The 17334-nt window shown below is 63.5% G+C and carries 20 protein-coding genes; 11 read left to right on the top strand and 9 right to left on the bottom strand.

What is annotated here, in order from left to right:
* Positions 1–132 precede the first annotated feature (132 nt).
* The gene (locus QQL76_RS06970) at positions 133–852 is read left to right on the top strand and encodes a hypothetical protein (protein WP_499206950.1); all 720 of its coding nucleotides are present in this window, start codon (positions 133–135) and stop codon (positions 850–852) included.
* On the opposite strand, the gene gltX is transcribed toward QQL76_RS06970, so the two are convergent.
* Positions 770–2149, bottom strand: coding sequence for a glutamate--tRNA ligase (gene gltX / locus QQL76_RS06965; RefSeq protein ID WP_499207131.1), 1380 nt, complete (start codon positions 2147–2149; stop codon positions 770–772). The two genes, QQL76_RS06970 and gltX, sit on opposite strands and share 83 nt — an antisense overlap.
* Before the next feature lie 329 nt (positions 2150–2478).
* Positions 2479–2709 carry a 30S ribosomal protein S21 gene (rpsU, locus tag QQL76_RS06960; protein WP_126010036.1) on the bottom strand — a complete coding sequence of 77 codons (231 nt, stop codon included), beginning with the start codon at positions 2707–2709 and terminating at the stop codon, positions 2479–2481.
* A 426-nt stretch (positions 2710–3135) separates the two neighbouring features.
* Between rpsU and QQL76_RS06955 the strand changes: the two genes are divergently transcribed.
* The 3 genes from QQL76_RS06955 to QQL76_RS06945 are packed head-to-tail and all read left to right on the top strand — an operon-like array spanning position 3136 to position 5746.
* Positions 3136–4062 (top strand): ABC transporter ATP-binding protein, encoded by a 927-nt coding sequence (locus QQL76_RS06955; protein WP_499206949.1) that lies wholly within the window; start codon positions 3136–3138, stop codon positions 4060–4062.
* Positions 4059–4820, top strand: coding sequence for an ABC transporter permease (locus tag QQL76_RS06950; protein WP_126010034.1), 762 nt, complete (start codon positions 4059–4061; stop codon positions 4818–4820). The genes QQL76_RS06955 and QQL76_RS06950 overlap by 4 nt, the downstream gene beginning before the upstream one ends.
* A 35-nt stretch (positions 4821–4855) precedes the next feature.
* Positions 4856–5746, top strand: a complete 891-nt coding sequence (locus QQL76_RS06945) for a DMT family transporter (RefSeq protein WP_499206948.1) — start codon at positions 4856–4858, stop codon at positions 5744–5746.
* 7 nt (positions 5747–5753) lie between these two features.
* Here the strand turns inward: QQL76_RS06945 and QQL76_RS06940 are convergent, their stop codons facing one another.
* The 6 genes from QQL76_RS06940 to cobT all read right to left on the bottom strand — a co-directional run bounded on the left by QQL76_RS06940 (position 5754) and on the right by cobT (position 11041).
* Positions 5754–7427: a glutamine-dependent NAD(+) synthetase gene (locus QQL76_RS06940; RefSeq protein WP_499206947.1), complete on the bottom strand. Its 1674-nt coding sequence runs from the start codon at positions 7425–7427 to the stop codon at positions 5754–5756.
* Between the two features lie 119 nt (positions 7428–7546).
* The gene (locus QQL76_RS06935; RefSeq protein ID WP_499206946.1) at positions 7547–8128 is read right to left on the bottom strand and encodes a hemerythrin domain-containing protein; all 582 of its coding nucleotides are present in this window, start codon (positions 8126–8128) and stop codon (positions 7547–7549) included.
* A gap of 7 nt (positions 8129–8135) precedes the next feature.
* Entirely contained in the window at positions 8136–8486 is a 351-nt protein-coding gene (locus tag QQL76_RS06930) for a diacylglycerol kinase (RefSeq protein WP_499206945.1), read from the bottom strand.
* A 100-nt stretch (positions 8487–8586) separates the two neighbouring features.
* Entirely contained in the window at positions 8587–9396 is an 810-nt protein-coding gene (locus QQL76_RS06925; RefSeq protein WP_499206944.1) for a DODA-type extradiol aromatic ring-opening family dioxygenase, read from the bottom strand.
* An 81-nt stretch (positions 9397–9477) separates the two neighbouring features.
* Entirely contained in the window at positions 9478–9891 is a 414-nt protein-coding gene (locus tag QQL76_RS06920; protein WP_499206943.1) for a GFA family protein, read from the bottom strand.
* 127 nt (positions 9892–10018) lie between these two features.
* Positions 10019–11041 (bottom strand): nicotinate-nucleotide--dimethylbenzimidazole phosphoribosyltransferase, encoded by a 1023-nt coding sequence (cobT, locus tag QQL76_RS06915; RefSeq protein WP_499206942.1) that lies wholly within the window; start codon positions 11039–11041, stop codon positions 10019–10021.
* Positions 11042–11250: 209 nt separating this feature from the next.
* On the opposite strand from cobT, the gene cobS reads away from it, so the two are divergent.
* Genes cobS through QQL76_RS06900 form a run of 3 tightly spaced genes read left to right on the top strand, consistent with a single transcriptional unit; the run spans position 11251 to position 13033 of the window.
* Positions 11251–12027, top strand: coding sequence for an adenosylcobinamide-GDP ribazoletransferase (gene cobS / locus QQL76_RS06910; RefSeq protein WP_499206941.1), 777 nt, complete (start codon positions 11251–11253; stop codon positions 12025–12027).
* 9 nt (positions 12028–12036) lie between these two features.
* Positions 12037–12318: a DUF1289 domain-containing protein gene (locus QQL76_RS06905; protein WP_499206940.1), complete on the top strand. Its 282-nt coding sequence runs from the start codon at positions 12037–12039 to the stop codon at positions 12316–12318.
* Between the two features lie 4 nt (positions 12319–12322).
* Positions 12323–13033 carry a pepsin/retropepsin-like aspartic protease family protein gene (locus QQL76_RS06900; protein ID WP_499206939.1) on the top strand — a complete coding sequence of 237 codons (711 nt, stop codon included), beginning with the start codon at positions 12323–12325 and terminating at the stop codon, positions 13031–13033.
* Here the strand turns inward: QQL76_RS06900 and QQL76_RS06895 are convergent.
* Positions 13017–13838 (bottom strand): sulfite exporter TauE/SafE family protein, encoded by an 822-nt coding sequence (locus QQL76_RS06895; RefSeq protein ID WP_126010024.1) that lies wholly within the window; start codon positions 13836–13838, stop codon positions 13017–13019. The two genes, QQL76_RS06900 and QQL76_RS06895, sit on opposite strands and share 17 nt — an antisense overlap.
* Positions 13839–14187: 349 nt before the next feature.
* Between QQL76_RS06895 and thpD the strand changes: the two genes are divergently transcribed.
* The 4 genes from thpD to QQL76_RS06875 all read left to right on the top strand — a co-directional run bounded on the left by thpD (position 14188) and on the right by QQL76_RS06875 (position 17300).
* Entirely contained in the window at positions 14188–15114 is a 927-nt protein-coding gene (gene thpD, locus QQL76_RS06890) for a 2OG-Fe(II) oxygenase family protein (protein ID WP_499206938.1), read from the top strand.
* Positions 15115–15229: 115 nt separating this feature from the next.
* Complete coding sequence (locus QQL76_RS06885; protein WP_126010023.1) at positions 15230–15445, top strand: hypothetical protein; 216 nt, start codon at positions 15230–15232, stop codon at positions 15443–15445.
* Positions 15446–15609: 164 nt separating this feature from the next.
* The gene (locus QQL76_RS06880) at positions 15610–15993 is read left to right on the top strand and encodes a YciI family protein (RefSeq protein ID WP_499206937.1); all 384 of its coding nucleotides are present in this window, start codon (positions 15610–15612) and stop codon (positions 15991–15993) included.
* Complete coding sequence (locus QQL76_RS06875; RefSeq protein WP_499206936.1) at positions 15990–17300, top strand: RNA polymerase sigma factor; 1311 nt, start codon at positions 15990–15992, stop codon at positions 17298–17300. The genes QQL76_RS06880 and QQL76_RS06875 overlap by 4 nt, the downstream gene beginning before the upstream one ends.
* The last annotated feature ends 34 nt before the right edge of the window (positions 17301–17334 follow it).

Here is a 17334-nt window from a genome sequence, read left to right as displayed (position 1 = left end):
CACCAGCTGGATCCTGATCTTTATCCGACGAAACAAAATCCGCTCTGCCGCATTAAGGCTAAAACGCGATGCCGCTTGGCGGCCATCGCTGCAGCCGATAAAACCGGCGGATCAAGACAGGCGGGTACAAAAATGAAACCGATCGCAACGGGCGTTGCGGCGCTGCTGGCCGGTGCCGTTCTGACGACTTCCACAACGGCCTTTGCCGAAAGCACCGACATTTGCGCGGCTCTTCATCACGATCTGGCGCTATCGACCGGCCAGACGACCAACACCACCGTCGATGTCTATCTCGCGCAGGCAAAGCAGACTCTTGGCGAGATCGCGCTTGAGCTGCATCATGCCGGCTGCGGCAATTCGGTGATGGTCTATCGCGGCGGCGAAGGAAACGTATGCGGCCCGCTCGAAGCCGAGGCGGCATCCATCGAAAACGAGATCGCCTTCCTCCAGCAAGAGCGCGACGCTCTGCGCCAGTCCGTCATCTACTCGGACCCGTCGGCAATCCGCGCCGAACTTGCCGCCTATGGCTGCCAGGTGGAGCCGGTGCGCGAGGCTGCAAGCTACAGCCAGTTCCACACTGCCTCCAACGATCATTCCAGCGTCATCGAAATCATGCCCGCAGCGCCTCCTGCTCCGTCATCGGACGAACAGCGGTCCACGCTGACGATCCCGGCGCCGCAAGCCCCTGCACCGGTCGTTGCCGAACCGATCAAGCCGGCCGAAGAGCGTGAATTGGTCGATCTGGACGAGCGCCTTCAGGAACGCAATGTCAGGGTCGTCGGGCCGCAATTCCTTCCGGACCAATCAGAGGCAATAGATCTGACATCTCCGGTCCCGACGTTCTTCCCGTAATCGCGATGCGCAGCGGCATGAAGAGATTTCGGCCCTTGCGTCCCGTTTCCGCCTTCAGCTGATCGGTCCAAAGCTTCCACGTCGTCGCACCCCATGGGCCGGCCGGCGCGCTGTCGAAAGCTTGGCGCGCAAAATCGAGATCCTCGCCTGCAAGTTCGGCCTCGCCATCTTGCGTCGGTCCGTCCGTCACGATCTGCCACCAGGCACCGGCATCCGGGACGAAATCCAGATTGCCGCGGATCACCTGCCAGAACGCCTCCGCCTTCTCGCCCTCAATGCCGAGCGCTTGAAGCCTGTCCCGCACATCCGCAAACTCCAGCTGATGCACCAGAGCCCGGTTAAGCGCCGTCAGTTCCTCCGGATCGAATTTTGCCGACGACTTCGATGCGTTCGCCGGATCGAACTGCTCCTGCAGAGCATCCATCGAGCGCACAGCCGATACACTTTCCGACGATCCGATCAGGATCGCGAGCGACGCCGCCGCCATCGGCTCGAAACCGCGTTCCCTCAATGAGCCGAGCGATAGCGCGCCGGTGCGCTTGGACAGTCCCTCGCCGGAGGCCGTCGTCAGCAGGTTGTGATGGCCGAAGTCCGGCGCCTCTTCGCCCAGCGCGTGGAACAGCGCAATCTGCGCGCCCGTGTTCGTCACGTGGTCGTCGCCGCGGATCACATGGCTGATGCCCATTTCGATGTCGTCGACGACCGACGGCAGCGTATAGAGGTAGGTGCCGTCTTCGCGCACCAGCACCGGATCCGACATGGACGCGAGGTCGACCGTCTGGTGGCCACGCACCACATCGTCCCAGTGGATCTCGGTGCGGCGCGTTTCGAACGGATCACTCTCGAAATTCGGCAGCAGGAAGCGCCAGTGCGGAGTGCGCCCTTCCGCCTCGAGCGCGGCGCGCTCCTCGTCCGACAGCTTCAGCGCGTCGCGGCCATAAACCGGCGGCAGTCGCCGCGCGAGCCTCAGCTTGCGCTTGCGCTCCAGTTCCTCGGCCGTCTCGTAGCAGGCATAGAGCAGGCCCGCGTCCTTCAGCTTGGCCACCGCCGCGTCGTAGATCGGAAAGCGCTTCGACTGGTACTCGATCCGGTCGGGCCTGATCCCAAGCCACTCCAGATCACGCACGATCGCCTCAGCATATTGCGTCTTGGAACGCGCCTGGTCGGTGTCGTCGAAACGAAGAATGAACTCGCCGCCGTGCTGTTTGGCATAAAGCCAGTTGTAGAGCGCGGTCCTGGCATTGCCGATATGGATATATCCGGTCGGCGAAGGCGCGAAACGGACGGCGACGGGCATGCGTTCGAATGTCTTCATAGCGATGTCGGTTAGTCGAGATTGCCTGCGCCCGCAAGGCTGGCAGCGAAGCGACAACCCCGCGATCGGCTTCGGCAAGGCACAAAAAAAACGGGGCTTCCCCCGTTCGATCCGCCCACCATCGATGGATCCGCCTCTGAGGCGCTGGAAAGTCGAGATCACGCACCGTGCTGCCAGTACATCCGTGGTCAGCAACGGCGCGTCAATCTCAGTCATCCGCCGCAGGCCGCGAAGGCCAAATCAGCGGATATGTCAGGCTAAGGCGCAAATGGTTAACGAAACGTTAACCGAAGTGTCCTGCCCGAAAAGTCCTAGCGTCGAGCGCCGCCGGTGCGCGGCAGCAGGCCTTCGCGCTGCGCCTGCTTGCGGGCTGCCTTGCGAACGCGGCGGATCGCCTGTGCCTTTTCGCGGGCGCGGCGCTCGGATGGCTTCTCATAAGCCTGGCGCTGCTTCATCTCGCGGAAAAGACCTTCGCGCTGCAGCTTCTTCTTCAGCGCACGCATGGCCTGCTCGACGTTATTGTCTCTGACAAGTACTTGCAATGGTGCTCCAATCCCGATCCCGCCGTCGCGGAAACCGGCTATCTTGGAAGTCCTGGCATAGCCCAGGGCATTCCCGTTGAGTTCTTGGCCCGACGAGGCGTTGAAGAAACGCCGACCTGTCACTGTGACAGGGCCCGGAATGTCCGGGCGGCGCCGACGAGGGAAACGAGTGTCGCTTCGAGGGTCGGACGTCCGTGGAAGGCCAAATGAGGTTGACCGAGAAATAATCGGCCATCGTCCCGCAAGAATCGGGCGCGTCATTGGTCTCCATATACGGTCGCTTGCTCAGCAATTCAATGGCGCGGCAGCGCTCATCATCATCCGGTGCAGCCCTTTCGCGGGTGCCAGTATCTTCGAATCGGCAAACCAATGCTTTTCGATGGGCGGCACATTGCATTCGCACGGTTTGAGCATAGATTGCGCCGCATGCAGCCGATCATTGCCGTCTCTCGCCTTTCCAAGAAATACGATTCCGGTTTCGAGGCCCTCAAGGGCATCGATCTCGAGATCGCTCGCGGCGAGATTTTCGCGCTGCTTGGCCCCAATGGCGCGGGCAAGACGACGCTGATTTCGATCATCTGCGGCATCGTCAATGCGAGCGATGGCGCCGTCACCGTCGGCGGCCATGACATCGTGCGCGACTATCGCGCCGCTCGCTCCATGATCGGCCTCGTGCCCCAGGAACTGACGACCGATCAGTTTGAATCGGTTTTCGACACCGTCTCGTTCACGCGCGGCCTTTTCGGCAAGGCGCCGAACCCGACCTATATCGAGAAGATCCTCAAGGACCTCTCGCTCTACGACAAGCGCGACAACAAGCTGCGCGAACTGTCAGGCGGCATGAAGCGCCGCGTACTGATCGCCAAGGCGTTGTCGCACGAGCCCGACATCCTCTTCCTCGACGAACCGACCGCCGGCGTCGACGTCTCGCTGCGCAAGGACATGTGGGAGGTCATCCGCAAGCTGCGCGAATCCGGCGTCACCATCATCCTGACCACGCACTATATCGAGGAAGCCGAAGAGATGGCCGACCGCATCGGCATCATCTCGCAGGGTCGTCTTCTTCTCGTGGAGCGCAAGGCCGAGCTGATGCGCAAGCTCGGCGTCAAGCAGCTGAAGCTCGAAGTGCGCGAGCCGCTGGCCTCGGTGCCGGAAAGCCTCGCGACCTATGATCTGGAACTGAACGACGAGGGCCGTACTCTCGTCTATACCTTCGACCGTCAAGGCGAACGCACCCGCATCACGGCGCTGCTCGCCGATCTCCAGCAGGCCGGCATCCGCGTCCGCGATCTCGATACCCACCAGAGCTCGCTCGAAGACATCTTCGTCAGCCTCGTGAAGGAACAGCAGTGAATTTCCAGGCCGTCAAATCCATCTACATGTTCGAGATGAACCGCTGGAAGCGCACGGTGCTGCAGAGCATCATCTCGCCGGTCATCTCCACCTCGCTCTATTTCGTCGTCTTCGGCGCGGCCATCGGTTCGCGCATCGAAACAGTCGGCGGCGTCTCCTATGGCGCCTTCATCGTGCCGGGCCTCATCATGCTGACCCTCCTCCAGCAAAGCGTCTCGGCCGCGGCCTTCGGCATCTATTTCCCCAAATTCACCGGCACGATCTACGAACTCCTGTCGGCACCGGTCTCGTTCTTCGAAATCGTACTCGGCTATGTCGGTGCCGGCGCGACGAAGTCGATCATCCTCGGCGTCATCATTCTCGCCACCGCTGCCCTCTTCGTCGATCTGCGCATCGCGCACCCGTTCTGGATGATCGCATTCCTGCTGCTGACCGCCTTCACCTTCTCGCTGATCGGCTTCATCATCGGCATCTGGGCGGACAATTTCGAGAAGCTGCAGCTTGTACCGCTGCTCGTCATCACGCCGCTCGTCTTCCTCGGCGGCTCGTTCTACTCGATCGATATGCTGCCGCCCTTCTGGCAGAACGTCACGCTGTTCAACCCGGTTCTCTACCTGATCTCGGGCTTCCGCTGGTCTTTCTTCGAAGTCTCCGACGTCAGCCTCGTCTGGTCGGTTGCCGCCATCCTCTTCTTCCTGGTCGCAGCCCTCTCCGTCGTCTGGTGGATCTTCAAGACCGGCTACCAGTTGAAGAGCTGATGCGCCTCATTCTGAAGCGCTGAAGCGAACCTCCGATGACCGCACTCTGGCGATCCGTCTTCGGCCTCCTCGTCGTCACCGGGCTCCTGCTCGGTGCAACGCCGCCGCTCGGCAAGGTCGCGACGCTCGCGGGAGCCCCGCCGCTTCTCTGGTCCTTCGTCATCTCGTTCGGCGCCGGCACGCTGTTGCTCGCAGGGCTCCTTGCCCGTGGCGGGCGCGTCGGGCTCGGTGCGGCGAAACTGCGCTATTTTTTCCTCGCGGCGATCATCTCCTACGCGATCCCGAACCTCCTGATGTTTTCCGCAGTGCCCCATCTCGGTGCCGGCTACACGGGCATCATGTTCACGCTCTCACCGGTGCTGACGCTTCTGCTCTCGATTCTGCTTGGCGTGCGCAAACCGAACGGCCTCGGCATGGCGGGCATCGCCGTCGGCTTTGTCGGCGCGCTTCTCGTCGCCATCACGCGCGGAGAAGCCAGCGAGCCCGCTAGCCTGTTCTGGGTCGCGATCGGCCTGCTCATTCCCGTCAGCCTCGCCGCCGGCAACATCTACCGCACGATCGACTGGCCGAAGGATGCCGGCCCAATCGAACTCGCAGCTGGCAGCCATCTCGCTGCTGCACTTGTTCTTCTGGTTGGCCTGCTCGTCACCGGCGACATCGCCGCCCTGCCGGTTCTCGGCACGATCCCGCTCGTCGTCGCGGCACAGGTTGCGAGCGCCTCGGCGATGTTCATCTTCTTCTTTCGCCTGCAATCGGTCGGCGGCCCAGTCTATCTCAGCCAGATCGGCTACGTCGCCGCCGCGGTCGGCCTCTTCGCCGGCGTCGTCTTCCTCGGCGAGCGCTACTCGCTGCTCACCTGGATCGGCGCACTGATCATCGCCGCCGGCGTCGCCATGACGACACGCGCGCAGAAAGCCAAGGCGTGAGGACGGGTTATCCCCTGTCGCGAAAACGGTTGGTGATCGGGTAGCGCCGATCGCGGCCGAAATTCTTACGCGTGATCTTCACGCCCGGCGCCGACTGCCGGCGCTTGTATTCGGCGATGTAGAGCAGGTGCTCGATACGGTGGACGAGCGCCTCGTCATGGCCGCGCGCGACAATCGTCTCCGTCGCCATTTCGCCTTCCACCAGGCACTCCAGAATGTCGTCCAGCACGGCGTAGTCCGGCAGCGAATCCTGGTCCGTCTGGTTTTCGCGCAGTTCCGCCGATGGCGCCTTGTCGATGATCGAAACCGGGATCACCTCGCCTGATGGTCCGCGCGCACCCTTCGGCTTGTTCGAATTGCGCCAGCGCGACAGCTGGTAGACCTCGGTCTTGTAGAGGTCCTTGATCGGGTTGAACCCGCCATTCATGTCGCCGTAAAGCGTGGCATAGCCGACAGACATCTCCGACTTGTTGCCCGTCGTCACCACCATCGAGCCGAACTTGTTGGAAAGCGCCATCAGGATCACGCCGCGCGTGCGGCTCTGCAGATTTTCTTCCGTGATGCCTTCTTCGGTGCCTTCGAAAACGCTTTCGAGCGCGGCCGTAAACCCTTCCACAGGCTCGGAAATCGGCACCACGTCGTAGCGCGTGTTCAGCGCCTTGGCGCAGGCCTCGGCATCCGTCAGCGAGCTTTCCGCCGTGTAGCGATAGGGCAGCATCACGGTGCGCACCCGCTCATGGCCGAGCGCATCGACGGCGAGCGCCGTGCAGATCGCCGAGTCGATCCCGCCGGACAGGCCCAGCACGACCTGCTTGAACCCGTTCTTCTCCACATAGTCGCGCAGGCCGACCATGCAGGCGGTGTAGTCCGCTTCCATCCTGTCCGGCAGCGGCGCGACCGATCCCGCCGCGCACCGCCATTCATCGCCCTGGCGCACCCATTCCGTCAGCGCCACCGTCTCCTCGAACTGGCCCAGCTGAAACGCAAGCCGCTTGTCGGCATTGATCGCAAAGGAGCCGCCATCGAAGACGAGTTCGTCCTGCCCGCCCACCTGGTTGGCATAAAGCACCGGCAGCCCGCTCTCGATCACCTGGCGGATCACGACCTGCTGGCGCACATCCATCTTGCCGCGATAATAGGGTGAGCCGTTCGGAACGAGGATCATCTCCGCGCCACTTTCGGCCAGCGTTTCGCAGACGGAGAGGTCACCCCAGATGTCCTCGCAGATCGGAATGCCGATCCGCACGCCGCGAAAACCCACCGGTCCCGGCATCGGCCCCGCCTGAAACACCCGCTTCTCGTCGAACTCGCCGTAGTTCGGCAGGTCCACCTTGTCGCGCGTCGCGATCACCCGGCCGCCGTCCAGCACGGCGATGGAATTGTAGCGCCCATGGTCGTCGACGCGCGGATAGCCGATCACCACCCCCGGCCCGCCATCGGCGGTATCGCCTGCCAGCGCCTCGACGGCCTGCGCGCAAGCCGCGAGGAACGCCGGCTTCAACACCAGATCTTCCGGCGGGTAGCCGGCAATGAAGAGCTCGGTGAAGAAAACGAGATCGGCACCTTGCGCCCCCGCCTCCCGCCGCGCATCCCGAGCCTTCTCCAGATTGCCGGCCACATCACCGACGATCGGATTGAGCTGGACGACGGCAATCTTCAAACGGTCGGGACGGGACGTCATGCGGAACCTGTTCTGGGCACTTTAAAGTCGCTGCCGCTTTCTAGCGGATGCAGGACCGTTCCGCCAAATCGAAATGATCGTCTGCGACGGCATGGCAGGCCTTCGCCTGTCTCACCTGATCACGAGACCCCTAGCGCGTCTTCCCCACGATCCAGCATCAGCGGAATGATCAGATCTTCCTCGTCTTCCAGGTGCCTGAGCAGGCCCTTGAGCAATTGCTCGGCGTTCCTGGCATAGTCCTCGCTGCCGCGTTTCAACGCGTCGCCGCCGGATTGCAGCCCACCGAGGAAACCGCGGGCCGATTGTGCATTCGCGGCAAGCAGATCGTGGATGACGTGATGGTCTTCGTCGAGCAGGTCGAAGCCGTGCTTCAGCCGGGATTCAGCCGCCGCGAACACTGGAAAATAATGCTGATCCTCGATCTGGTGGTGCCCTTCGAGCTGCGACAGGAAGAAATTGATCCGCGGCACGAACCAGCCGGCAAACGCACCCGCTTCCATGCGGCCCTCGCGCAGCTCATGCGTCGCGGTCACCAGGCCGGAACCGACTTCGCGAAACATGTCGTGGCGCTGCAGCCAGAACGATCCCATCTGGCCGATCGTATGATCCCGGCCCCAGCTCTCCCGCGGATATTTCGCGAGAAGCAGCTTCAAATCGTCGGGCAGGCCGGCGCGTGCAAATAGCGTGAGATCGGGTGTCATCGGGTCATCAAGCCAAAAATCTGAGGTAAAGCGCGCTCAGCCAGACGGTGCCGGCCGAAAGCACGGAGAACAGGACTGCGGCGGATCCGCAGTCCTTGGCGATCTTGATCTCTTCCATGTAGTCGCGCGACAGCCCGTTGCAAACCGCCTCCACCGCCGTGTTCAGCAGTTCGACGATCATCATGAAGACGATCGCTCCCATCAGCGCCAGCAGCATGACCAGACTGTCGCTGACGAGCACCGCGACCGGCAACGCCACAAAGAACAGGATCAGTTCCTGCCGGAACGAGGCTTCATGCGCCGCCGCATAGCGAATGCCCGCCAGAGAATGGCGAAAGGCATAAAACAGCCGCTTCATGGAAATCCTCGCACGCCTGTGATCGATCCGGCCATTTCCGCACCAGGGATCGAGCGGCATCCGACCTTCGCCGGAGACTTTAGAGTGCGAGGATCAATCTTCAATGAAATGCGTAGGCATCCATCGAAAGCACGCCGAATTCCTGGCTGGAGTGCAGCGCTTGTGCATCGAAGCTGCGCGTCTGCCTGCCGATCGCCGCGCCGATCGCGACGAAGAGCGGCATCAGGTGCTCGTCCGTCGGGTGATTCTCCACCGCAAACGGCGCCTGCTGCCGCCAGCGCTTGAGAGCGTTGATGTCGCCTGCCCGGATCCGGTCGTCCATCCAGGTCACGAACTCCTCGACCCATTCAGGCACCGGCGCCTGCCGTTGGCCGGTCCGCAACAGCTTGAACGCCTCGCCGAGATTGTGGGTGAACGAGCCCGACCCGATCACGAGAACGTCTTTCTCGCGCAGATCCGCCAACGCCTGGCCAAGCGCCATGTGATAGGCCGCATCCTTGGTCGGATCGACCGACACCTGCACGACGGGAATGTCGGCATCCGGATAGATCAGGCTGAGCGGCACCCAGGTACCGTGGTCGAAGCCACGACCGTGAACCGCCTGCGCGCGAAAGCCAGCCTCCGTCAGCTTGGCCGCGATGTCTTCGGCAAGCGCTGGCGCACCCGGGGCATCGTAGTGAATTTCATAAAGCGCGCGGTCGAACCCGCCGAAATCGTGGATCGTCTCAGGCTTCGCATCGGCAGAAACGGCAACACCGCCGCCCACTTCGAAATGCGCGCTCGCCACCACGATTGCCTTCGGCTTCGGCATCGTTTCGCCGAAACGGCGCATGAATGCGGCAGCCGCCGTATCGGCAATCGCCGTGTCCGGCGAGCCGTGCGAAATGAAGAGACTTGGAAAAACGGTCATAGGACCCTCCTTTAGACAGGAAGATAATCGACCGTCATTGTTCACATAAGATGCCGAAACAGCCACGCACCGTTCGCTATTTCAAGACGGACCCGCGTCGTCATAGATCGGCCGTCCATCGTCGATCGCATAGTAATCGCCTTTTTCAGCCGCGAAGATATGACGATCGATGGAGAGCCCCGTAGCCCCATCCAGACTACCGGCCATGATCGATGTCGAGGAACGCGCGTCCGCTTTCCAAAACAAGATCGATCCGCAGATCTTGCAAAATCCGCGCTTTGCCTCCGACGATGCTGCAAACCAGGTCAGGTTGTCGCCGCCCGTTACCGTCAAAGCCTCGTCGCCGGCCGCAGTGGCCGCCACATAATGTCCGGACTGCCGGCGACACTCGACGCAGTGGCAGGCAAAGATCCCACGCATCGGCCGCGCCTCGTCGCTCACGACACTGTACCGCACCGCCCCACACAGACATCCACCTACCCTGGTTGTCACCATTGCCCAACCTCCACTCGCCTTTGTCCACCAGAGCTATTACAGTCAAAGCCACCTCTCATGTGTGGCGGGCATGCCGGTGAGTTGCAATCCAACACAGCGGCCGCCGCGAACACTCCCGCCGCCAACCTCACTCCTTCCCGCTGACCCCAGCCTGCGCAAACGTCGCCATGCCCGAATGGCAGAGTGCAGCCGCCTTCACGATGCCTGCGGCGAGTGCCGCGCCCGTGCCTTCGCCAAGCCGCATGCCCATGGCCAGCAGCGGGGTCTTGTCGAGCTTGGCGATAACGCGCGCGTGGCCGGGCTCGGCCGAGACGTGGCCGATCAGGCAATGGTCGAGCGCGGCCGGGTTCGCCTTGTGCAGAACGGCGGCGGCCGCAGTGGCCACATAGCCGTCGATGATGACGGGGATGCGCTCCACCCGTGCCGCCAGAATGGCCCCCGCCATCGCGGCGATCTCGCGCCCGCCGAGCCGGCGCAGCACTTCGAGCGGGTCGGAAAGATGCGCCTTGTGCAGCGCGACTGCCGCCTTCACCGCCGCGATCTTGCGGGCAAGCACCTCGCCTTCCGCGCCCGTGCCCGGCCCCACCCAGTCCTCCGCCTCGCCGCCATAAAGCCCGTGGCACATGGCCGCCGCGATCGTGGTGTTGCCGATGCCCATTTCGCCGATGCAGAGCAGGTCCGTGCCCCCGGCGATCGCCTCCATACCGAAGGCCATGGTCGCCGCGCAGGTGCGCTCGTCCATCGCGGCTTCCTTCGTGATGTTGCCGGTCGGCACTTCCAGCGCCAGATCGAACACCTTGAGTCCCAGATCGTAGGCGACGCAGATCTGGTTGATCGCCGCTCCACCTGCCGCGAAATTCGAGACCATCTGCGCCGTCACGTCGCTCGGGAACGGCGAAACGCCCTCCTCCGTCACGCCGTGATTGCCTGCGAAAACGGCCATCAGCGGCCGGTTGACCGCCGGCGCGCGGCCGCTCCACGCCGCCAGCCATTCGGCCAGCGCTTCCATCCGCCCAAGCGATCCGCGCGGCTTGGTCAGTTCGCCGTCGCGCGCGCGCACCGCCTCCACGGCAGCGCGGTCGGCGCCCGGCAGATTGGCCAGAAGCGTGCGAAAATCGTCGAAGGGCAGTCCGGTGGCATTGGCGGGCATGGCAAACCTCTATCGCCTCGCCTGATGCACGAGGCCTTGGAACAACAGTCGGCGCCACTGGTAAAAGCATCCGGCCTTCGCCACAACTGACGAATGCGTTGAAGGCAGTGTGGATATCGGTTCACCGTCCCAAAACGCGAAAACGGCTCGGAAGCCTCAGCCTCTCAAGGGCGCCGGCCGAAGCTGCTAGGAGTACGGTCGATATCCCCATGCGCGCCTTCGTCGACGACATCGCCCGGTCGATTGCCTTTCTGAGCCGCCTGCCGGTCCCGGCGCGCCATTTCCATGGTGACGATCACGGCCTCTCGCGCACCGTGCGGGCTTTCCCGATCGCCGGCGCAGTCATCGCGCTTCCCGTCGCGCTCATCGCTGCGGCACTTGCCGTCGTCGTGGCACCGCCCTTCCTCGCCGCATCGCTGATCGTCGGGCATCAGCTCATGATCACCGGGGCGCTGCATGAGGATGGTCTTGCCGATACCGCCGACGGCCTCGGTGCCGGCCGCGACCGCGAGCGCGCACTCGCCATCATGAAGGACAGCCGCACCGGCGTCTTCGGCGTCGTCGCGCTCGTCATGACGCTCTTGATCCGCGTCGCGGCGCTCGCGACCCTCGTCGTCATCCTCCCGCCCGAAGCGCTCGTCCTGGCGCTCATGGCCATCGCCGCCGCAAGCCGAGCGGCCATGGTCTGGCACTGGCACATGCTGCCGCCGGCGCGCAGCGATGGCCTTGCCGTGTCCATGGGGCGCCCCGCGCCGAAATCCGCCCGCCTCGCGCTCTTTTTCGGTGCGCTCATCGCGCTGCCGCTGCTGCCCATCGCGGCCGGGCCCATCGCGGCCCTCGTCGCGGTCGCCTGCGCCCTCGCCGCGTTCTTCGTCTTCACCGGCCGCACCCGCACCCGCCTCGGCGGCGCCACGGGCGATACGATCGGGGCCACGCAGCAACTCGTCGAAGTCGCGCTCCTCGCCGGCCTTGCCCTTTGCCTCTAGGCAAACGATATGAACCTGAACGACTTGAACAGAGAGACCCGCCCGCCCCGTGAGCGCTGCCCAGTGACCGTCGAAAGCCCCTGCATCCTCGTCTGCTCCATTGATCGGTCGACCGGCCACTGCTTCGGTTGCGGCCGCACCAGTGCCGAAATCACCAATTGGCTCGTCTACTCCGCCGCCGAACGCCGCGCGATCATGGATGAGCTGCCCGCCCGCCTGGACAAGATCGAGCGCAGGCCGCGCCGCGTGACGAAGCGCCAGCGCCTCGCGCTTGAACGCGACGAGGGCTGACCGCATGCGCCGCAACCCCGTCATCTTCTATGTCGCGATGGCCATCCTCGCCACCGGCCTCGGCCTCCTTTTGTGGAACCACAATGCGGGCCAGACGCTCGGCCTGGAGAACGATCAGTTCGGCAATCTCGTCACCGGCGTCGCTCTACTTACGGTCCTGTCGTCCGCATTCCTGATCCGCGGCCGCTTCGGCCAGGTGCTCAAGGCCGCCGTCATCTGGGCGGTCATCATCCTCGCCTTCAGCGCGCTCTACGTCTTCCGCTACGACATCCAATCGCTCGGCACGCGGTTGCAGGCCGGCCTCATGCCAGGCACGGCGGCCGTGCGCCAGCTTGACGATGGCACGCGGGAAGTCGTCATCCAGAAAGCCATGGGCGGTCAATTCGCCACCGAGATCAGCGTCAATGGCGAGCCCGTGGGGGTCATGGTCGACACAGGCGCCTCGCTGATCGCGCTGGCCTATGACGACGCCGAGCGGCTCGGCCTCGAACCTGAGAACCTCAGCTACAGCCAGCCGGTCTCCACCGCCAATGGCCAGGCGCTCGCCGCAATCGTTACGCTGGATGAGGTCGCGATTGGCCCGATCGTGCGCAGCGATGTCCGCGCGCTGGTCTCCGAGGATGGCGCTTTGTCCCAAAGCCTGCTCGGCATGAATTTCATCGGCGAGCTCTCGTCCTTCGAGATGCGTCGCGACGAGCTTATTCTGCGAGACTGATCGCGAAGCGGGCGGCGACGATCAAGAGGAAGATCCCGAAACCGATCTCCAGCTGCCGCTTGCTCGCCCGGTGGGCCAGCGCGACGCCGACAGGCGCGACGAGCAACGTGATCGGGATGATCAGGGCGACCGCCACCCAGTTGATGTAGCCGGTCGAAAACGGCGGCAGGCCGGAGGCGCCCCAGCCTGCAATGATGTAGCCGATGAGCCCCGGGATCGAAATCAGCACGCCGACGCCGGCAGATGTCGCCACCGCCTGGTGCATCGGTCGCCCGTAAAGGCTCATGAAGGTGTTGTTGAGCACGCCGCCGCCGATGCCCATCAGGCCCGACAGAACGCCGATGACGACGCCCGCGATATATTTGAACGGATTGCGCGGCAGGTCGTCGCCAAGCCGCCACGATGCCCGGTTGAACAGCATGCGGAAGGCGACCAGCACGGCAATCACCGCAAAGATTGCCCGGAGCGCCTCGCTCGACGAAAACGCTGCCACGGCCGCCGCAAGCAGCGCGCCGAGCGGCACGGCCGTAATCCAGGACTTCAGAAGCACATCGTCGACCGCCCCGCGCTTTCGATGCGAAAAATAGGACCGAAGCGATGTCGGCACGATGATCGCAAGCGACGTACCAACCGCGAGATGCATCCGCACCGCCTCATCGACGCCCACCAGCGCGAACACCTGGTAGAATACCGGCACGAGGATCGCCCCGCCTCCGATGCCGAACAGTCCGGCCAGAATACCGGCAACGACACCGGCACCGGCGAGCGCCAGCGCGAATAGGATCAGATCTTCGATGGGGGGCATGGGACCGGCATTCGCGAGAGTTGAAGATTGTATGCAATCGCCATAGCGCGAAAGCGGCCAAAAGCAAAACCCGTCTTTGGATCGCCCCCATTCTTCCAGTCGCGCACCTCACCGAAGGTTTCAGACGGAAAAAATTTGAGGTAGTTTGGAACACGAGGCGGAAGCAGATGTTCCGCCGGTGTCCGATGCGTGCGTTGCGCCGCCGGAATGATGAGGAAATCCCGCGGCCTGCCAGCCGCTCGCCGGTAAGTCTGACTGCCTTGCCCTATCGGATTTCGATCCGCTCTTTCGGTCGCCACGCCAGTTTCGGACGTGTGAAACAACCGAACGACGAATGAGGAGATGGACGATGGCAGAGATGCACGACCTTTACCCGACCCGAAAAGGCACGGAACCTGACATCCGAGACCGTCAGGATCCGGTGATCTATTCGCGCTGGAGCGAGGATGCGCCCCTCACTCAAGAGGAATATCGATCCTACGAGGACAAGGGATTCCTCTTCCTGCCCGGCCTCTTCAAGGCGGACGAACTTCAGATCCTTCTTGATGAGTCCAAGCGGCTTCGCACCTCCAAGGATGCGCTCGAAGACGAAACCCTCATCACTGAACCCAATTCCGGCGATGTCCGCTCGATCTTCGCCCTTCACCGGCAGAGCGCCATCATGCATCGCCTCGCCAGCGACGAACGCCTGGCCGGGCTTGCCCGCTTCCTGCTCGGCGACGACGTCTACATCCACCAGTCGCGGCTGAACTTCAAACCGGGCTTTCGCGGCAAGGAGTTCTACTGGCATTCCGATTTCGAAACCTGGCACGCGGAAGACGGCATGCCCCGCATGCGTGCCTTGTCCATGTCGTTGCTCCTCACCGACAACGAGCCGCACAATGGTCCGCTCATGCTGATGCCCGGTTCCCACAAGCGCTTCGTCGGCACGGTCGGCGAAACGCCCGAGGACAACTACAAGTCATCGCTCAAGGTCCAGGAAACCGGCACGCCGGACGATGAAAGCCTCACCCGTCTCTATGACGATTTCGGGCTGGAAACGCCAACGGGCCCAGCCGGTTCGCTGCTGATCTTCGATTGCAACACGATGCACGGCTCGGCGTCCAACATCTCGCCGATGGCGCGGTCCAACGCGTTCTTCGTGTTCAACGCCGTGTCGAACAAGCTCGTCGCCCCCTTCTCTGCAGGCACGCCGCGCCCGGAATTCGTCGGCGCACGCAAGCATGTGGACAGGGTCGAGGTGATCGAGCGCAACGCGAAACCACTCGCCGCCTGACGGCGAGGCCTTCGGACGCCTCGATCGGTGGGGCGTCCGATGGACAGATCGGGTCTTCGGGCCTGATGAAAACCGTCTCGCCGAGACGGTGATTGGAAGAGGGAGGCAATGTCCCATGGACAAGAAAACCGGATCGTTCCGGGTGCGCGACGGCAAGGGCACCGAGCGCCGCGTGGACGAGTATCACGATCTCATGGCGAGCGGCGCGCTTGGCATGAAGCACTACATTCTCGACGACGGCCGCAAGGTCACCCATGTCGAGGAAGGACGCTACGTCATCGACATCACCCGTGAGGAGCTGATCCTCATCGACGAGCCCGAGCCAGCCTGAAACCCAGCGCCTGGCACACGAATGAGGCCGGGGCTCTTGTCCCGGTCAGAGACGCGGCATCGAGCCCGCGCCCTCCTTCCCATCGATTTGTCCAACATTGTTTGCCGGCCTGCTGTCGGGTACCGCTTGTTTCCTTCGTCCTGTGAGCAAGCGAGGCCAAACCCATGCTTTATGCGATCCTGTGCTACAACCATGAAGACGTCGTCGGTGCCTGGAGCAAGGAAGAAGACGATGCCGTCATGGCGCGTCTGATGAAGATCACCGGCAAACTTCAGGACGAAGGCCGCCTCGGCCCCGTCGCCCGCCTCATGCCGACCAGCGCCGCCACCACCCTGCGCAAGGGCGCGGACGAACCGCTCGTCATCGATGGTCCCTTTGCCGAAACCAAGGAGCAGTTCCTGGGCTTCTACCTCGTCGATTGCGAAACGCTCGACGATGCGCTGACGATCGCGCGCGACCTCGCGGAGGCCAATCCCGGCGGTGGTTCCTACGAGATCCGCCCCGTCGGCTTCTATCAACCGGCAACACCGAAGGCTGAGACCAGATGAACGACCCCGCCTGGATCGAGACTGCACTGACCGCCGCCCGTCCGCAGGCGGTCGCAGCGCTTCTTCGCTACTTTCGCGATCTCGACCGGGCCGAGGAAGCTTTCCAGGAAGCTTGCCTGCGCGCACTGAAATCCTGGCCGAAGAACGGCCCGCCGCGCGATCCCGCCGCCTGGCTGATCTTCGTCGGCCGCAATGCCGGCGTCGACGGCGTGCGTCGTGACAGCCGCCTCCGGCCGCTGCCGGAAGAGGATCAGATTTCCGATCTCTCGGACGCCGAAACCGACATCGCCGAGAAGCTGGACGAGAGCGCCTATCGCGACGACATACTGCGACTGCTCTTCGTCTGCTGCCATCCGGATCTGCCGACGACGCAGCAGATCGCGCTCGCTTTACGCATCGTTTCGGGCCTCACCGTGCCACAGATCGCGCGTGCCTTCCTCGTTTCCGAAGCGGCGATGGAACAGCGCATCACGCGCGCCAAGGCGAAGATCGCCCGCGCCGGCGTTCCCTTCGAGGCGCCGGACCGCGAGGCGCGTGCCGAGCGCCTGTCGACCGTCGGTGCCATGCTCTATCTGGTCTTCAACGAAGGCTACTCCGCCCGCGCCAGCGACGTCGCCAGGACGCGTGAGGCCGAGCGGTCCGCCTCCGTCTTCGCCGAGGAGGCGATCCGGCTTGCCCGCCTGATGGTCAAGCTCTTCCCCGCCGAGCCTGAGATTGCGGGCTTGCTCGCGCTCATGCTCCTGCAGCACGCCCGCAGCCCCGCCCGCTTCGATGCCGATGGCCAGATTGTGCTGCTGGAGGATCAGAACCGCACATTGTGGAACGGCGCGATGATCGCCGAAGGCGTCGCCATGCTCGACAAGGCGCTGCGTCACGCGCGCCCCGGCCCCTACCAGCTTCAGGCCGCGATTGCCGCCACCCATGCCCGCGCGAAATCCGCCGTCGAAACCGATTGGGCAGCGATCGACCTGCTCTACCGCACGCTGGAGGCCGTGCAGCCATCCCCCGTCGTCACGCTCAACCGCTCGGTTGCGATCAACAAGCTTGCCGGGCCCGAAGCGGCGCTGGCGCTCATCGATCCGCTCGCTGAAAGGCTGTCCGGCTACTTCTATTTCCACGGCCTGCGTGGTGGCCTGCTCAGCGAACTCGGCCGGCGCGCGGAGGCGGTCGAGGCGTTCAACCGCGCCATTTCGCTGGCCAACAGCCCCGCCGAGGCGGCGCATATCCGGCGTCATCTCGACAAGCTCGGCGAAGCCCCCAAAACGGCGCGTGAAACAGCCCACCTGTCACGAACGACGAATGTCTGATATAAGGACTTTAGAGAACGCAGACAGCGTTCAT

This window comes from Rhizobium albus, assembly GCA_030160035.1.
Lineage (GTDB): Bacteria > Pseudomonadota > Alphaproteobacteria > Rhizobiales > Rhizobiaceae > Georhizobium > Georhizobium albus.
Note: the sequence above shows the minus strand (reverse complement) of the source record. Positions and strands in the feature narration are given on the sequence as shown.

Bases quoted from the DNA above. Each gene is read 5' to 3' on its own strand.
- QQL76_RS06970 (WP_499206950.1), top strand. From the start codon at position 133: ATGAAACCGATCGCAACGGGCGTTGCGGCGCTGCTGGCCGGTGCCGTT.
- gltX (WP_499207131.1), bottom strand. From the start codon at position 2,149: ATGCCCGTCGCCGTCCGTTTCGCGCCTTCGCCGACCGGATATATCCAT.
- QQL76_RS06955 (WP_499206949.1), top strand. From the start codon at position 3,136: ATGCAGCCGATCATTGCCGTCTCTCGCCTTTCCAAGAAATACGATTCC.
- QQL76_RS06945 (WP_499206948.1), top strand. From the start codon at position 4,856: ATGACCGCACTCTGGCGATCCGTCTTCGGCCTCCTCGTCGTCACCGGG.
- QQL76_RS06940 (WP_499206947.1), bottom strand. From the start codon at position 7,427: ATGACGTCCCGTCCCGACCGTTTGAAGATTGCCGTCGTCCAGCTCAAT.
- QQL76_RS06935 (WP_499206946.1), bottom strand. From the start codon at position 8,128: ATGACACCCGATCTCACGCTATTTGCACGCGCCGGCCTGCCCGACGAT.
- QQL76_RS06930 (WP_499206945.1), bottom strand. From the start codon at position 8,486: ATGAAGCGGCTGTTTTATGCCTTTCGCCATTCTCTGGCGGGCATTCGC.
- QQL76_RS06925 (WP_499206944.1), bottom strand. From the start codon at position 9,396: ATGACCGTTTTTCCAAGTCTCTTCATTTCGCACGGCTCGCCGGACACG.
- QQL76_RS06920 (WP_499206943.1), bottom strand. From the start codon at position 9,891: ATGGTGACAACCAGGGTAGGTGGATGTCTGTGTGGGGCGGTGCGGTAC.
- cobT (WP_499206942.1), bottom strand. From the start codon at position 11,041: ATGCCCGCCAATGCCACCGGACTGCCCTTCGACGATTTTCGCACGCTT.
- cobS (WP_499206941.1), top strand. From the start codon at position 11,251: ATGCGCGCCTTCGTCGACGACATCGCCCGGTCGATTGCCTTTCTGAGC.
- QQL76_RS06905 (WP_499206940.1), top strand. From the start codon at position 12,037: ATGAACCTGAACGACTTGAACAGAGAGACCCGCCCGCCCCGTGAGCGC.
- QQL76_RS06900 (WP_499206939.1), top strand. From the start codon at position 12,323: ATGCGCCGCAACCCCGTCATCTTCTATGTCGCGATGGCCATCCTCGCC.
- QQL76_RS06895 (WP_126010024.1), bottom strand. From the start codon at position 13,838: ATGCCCCCCATCGAAGATCTGATCCTATTCGCGCTGGCGCTCGCCGGT.
- thpD (WP_499206938.1), top strand. From the start codon at position 14,188: ATGGCAGAGATGCACGACCTTTACCCGACCCGAAAAGGCACGGAACCT.
- QQL76_RS06885 (WP_126010023.1), top strand. From the start codon at position 15,230: ATGGACAAGAAAACCGGATCGTTCCGGGTGCGCGACGGCAAGGGCACC.
- QQL76_RS06880 (WP_499206937.1), top strand. From the start codon at position 15,610: ATGCTTTATGCGATCCTGTGCTACAACCATGAAGACGTCGTCGGTGCC.
- QQL76_RS06875 (WP_499206936.1), top strand. From the start codon at position 15,990: ATGAACGACCCCGCCTGGATCGAGACTGCACTGACCGCCGCCCGTCCG.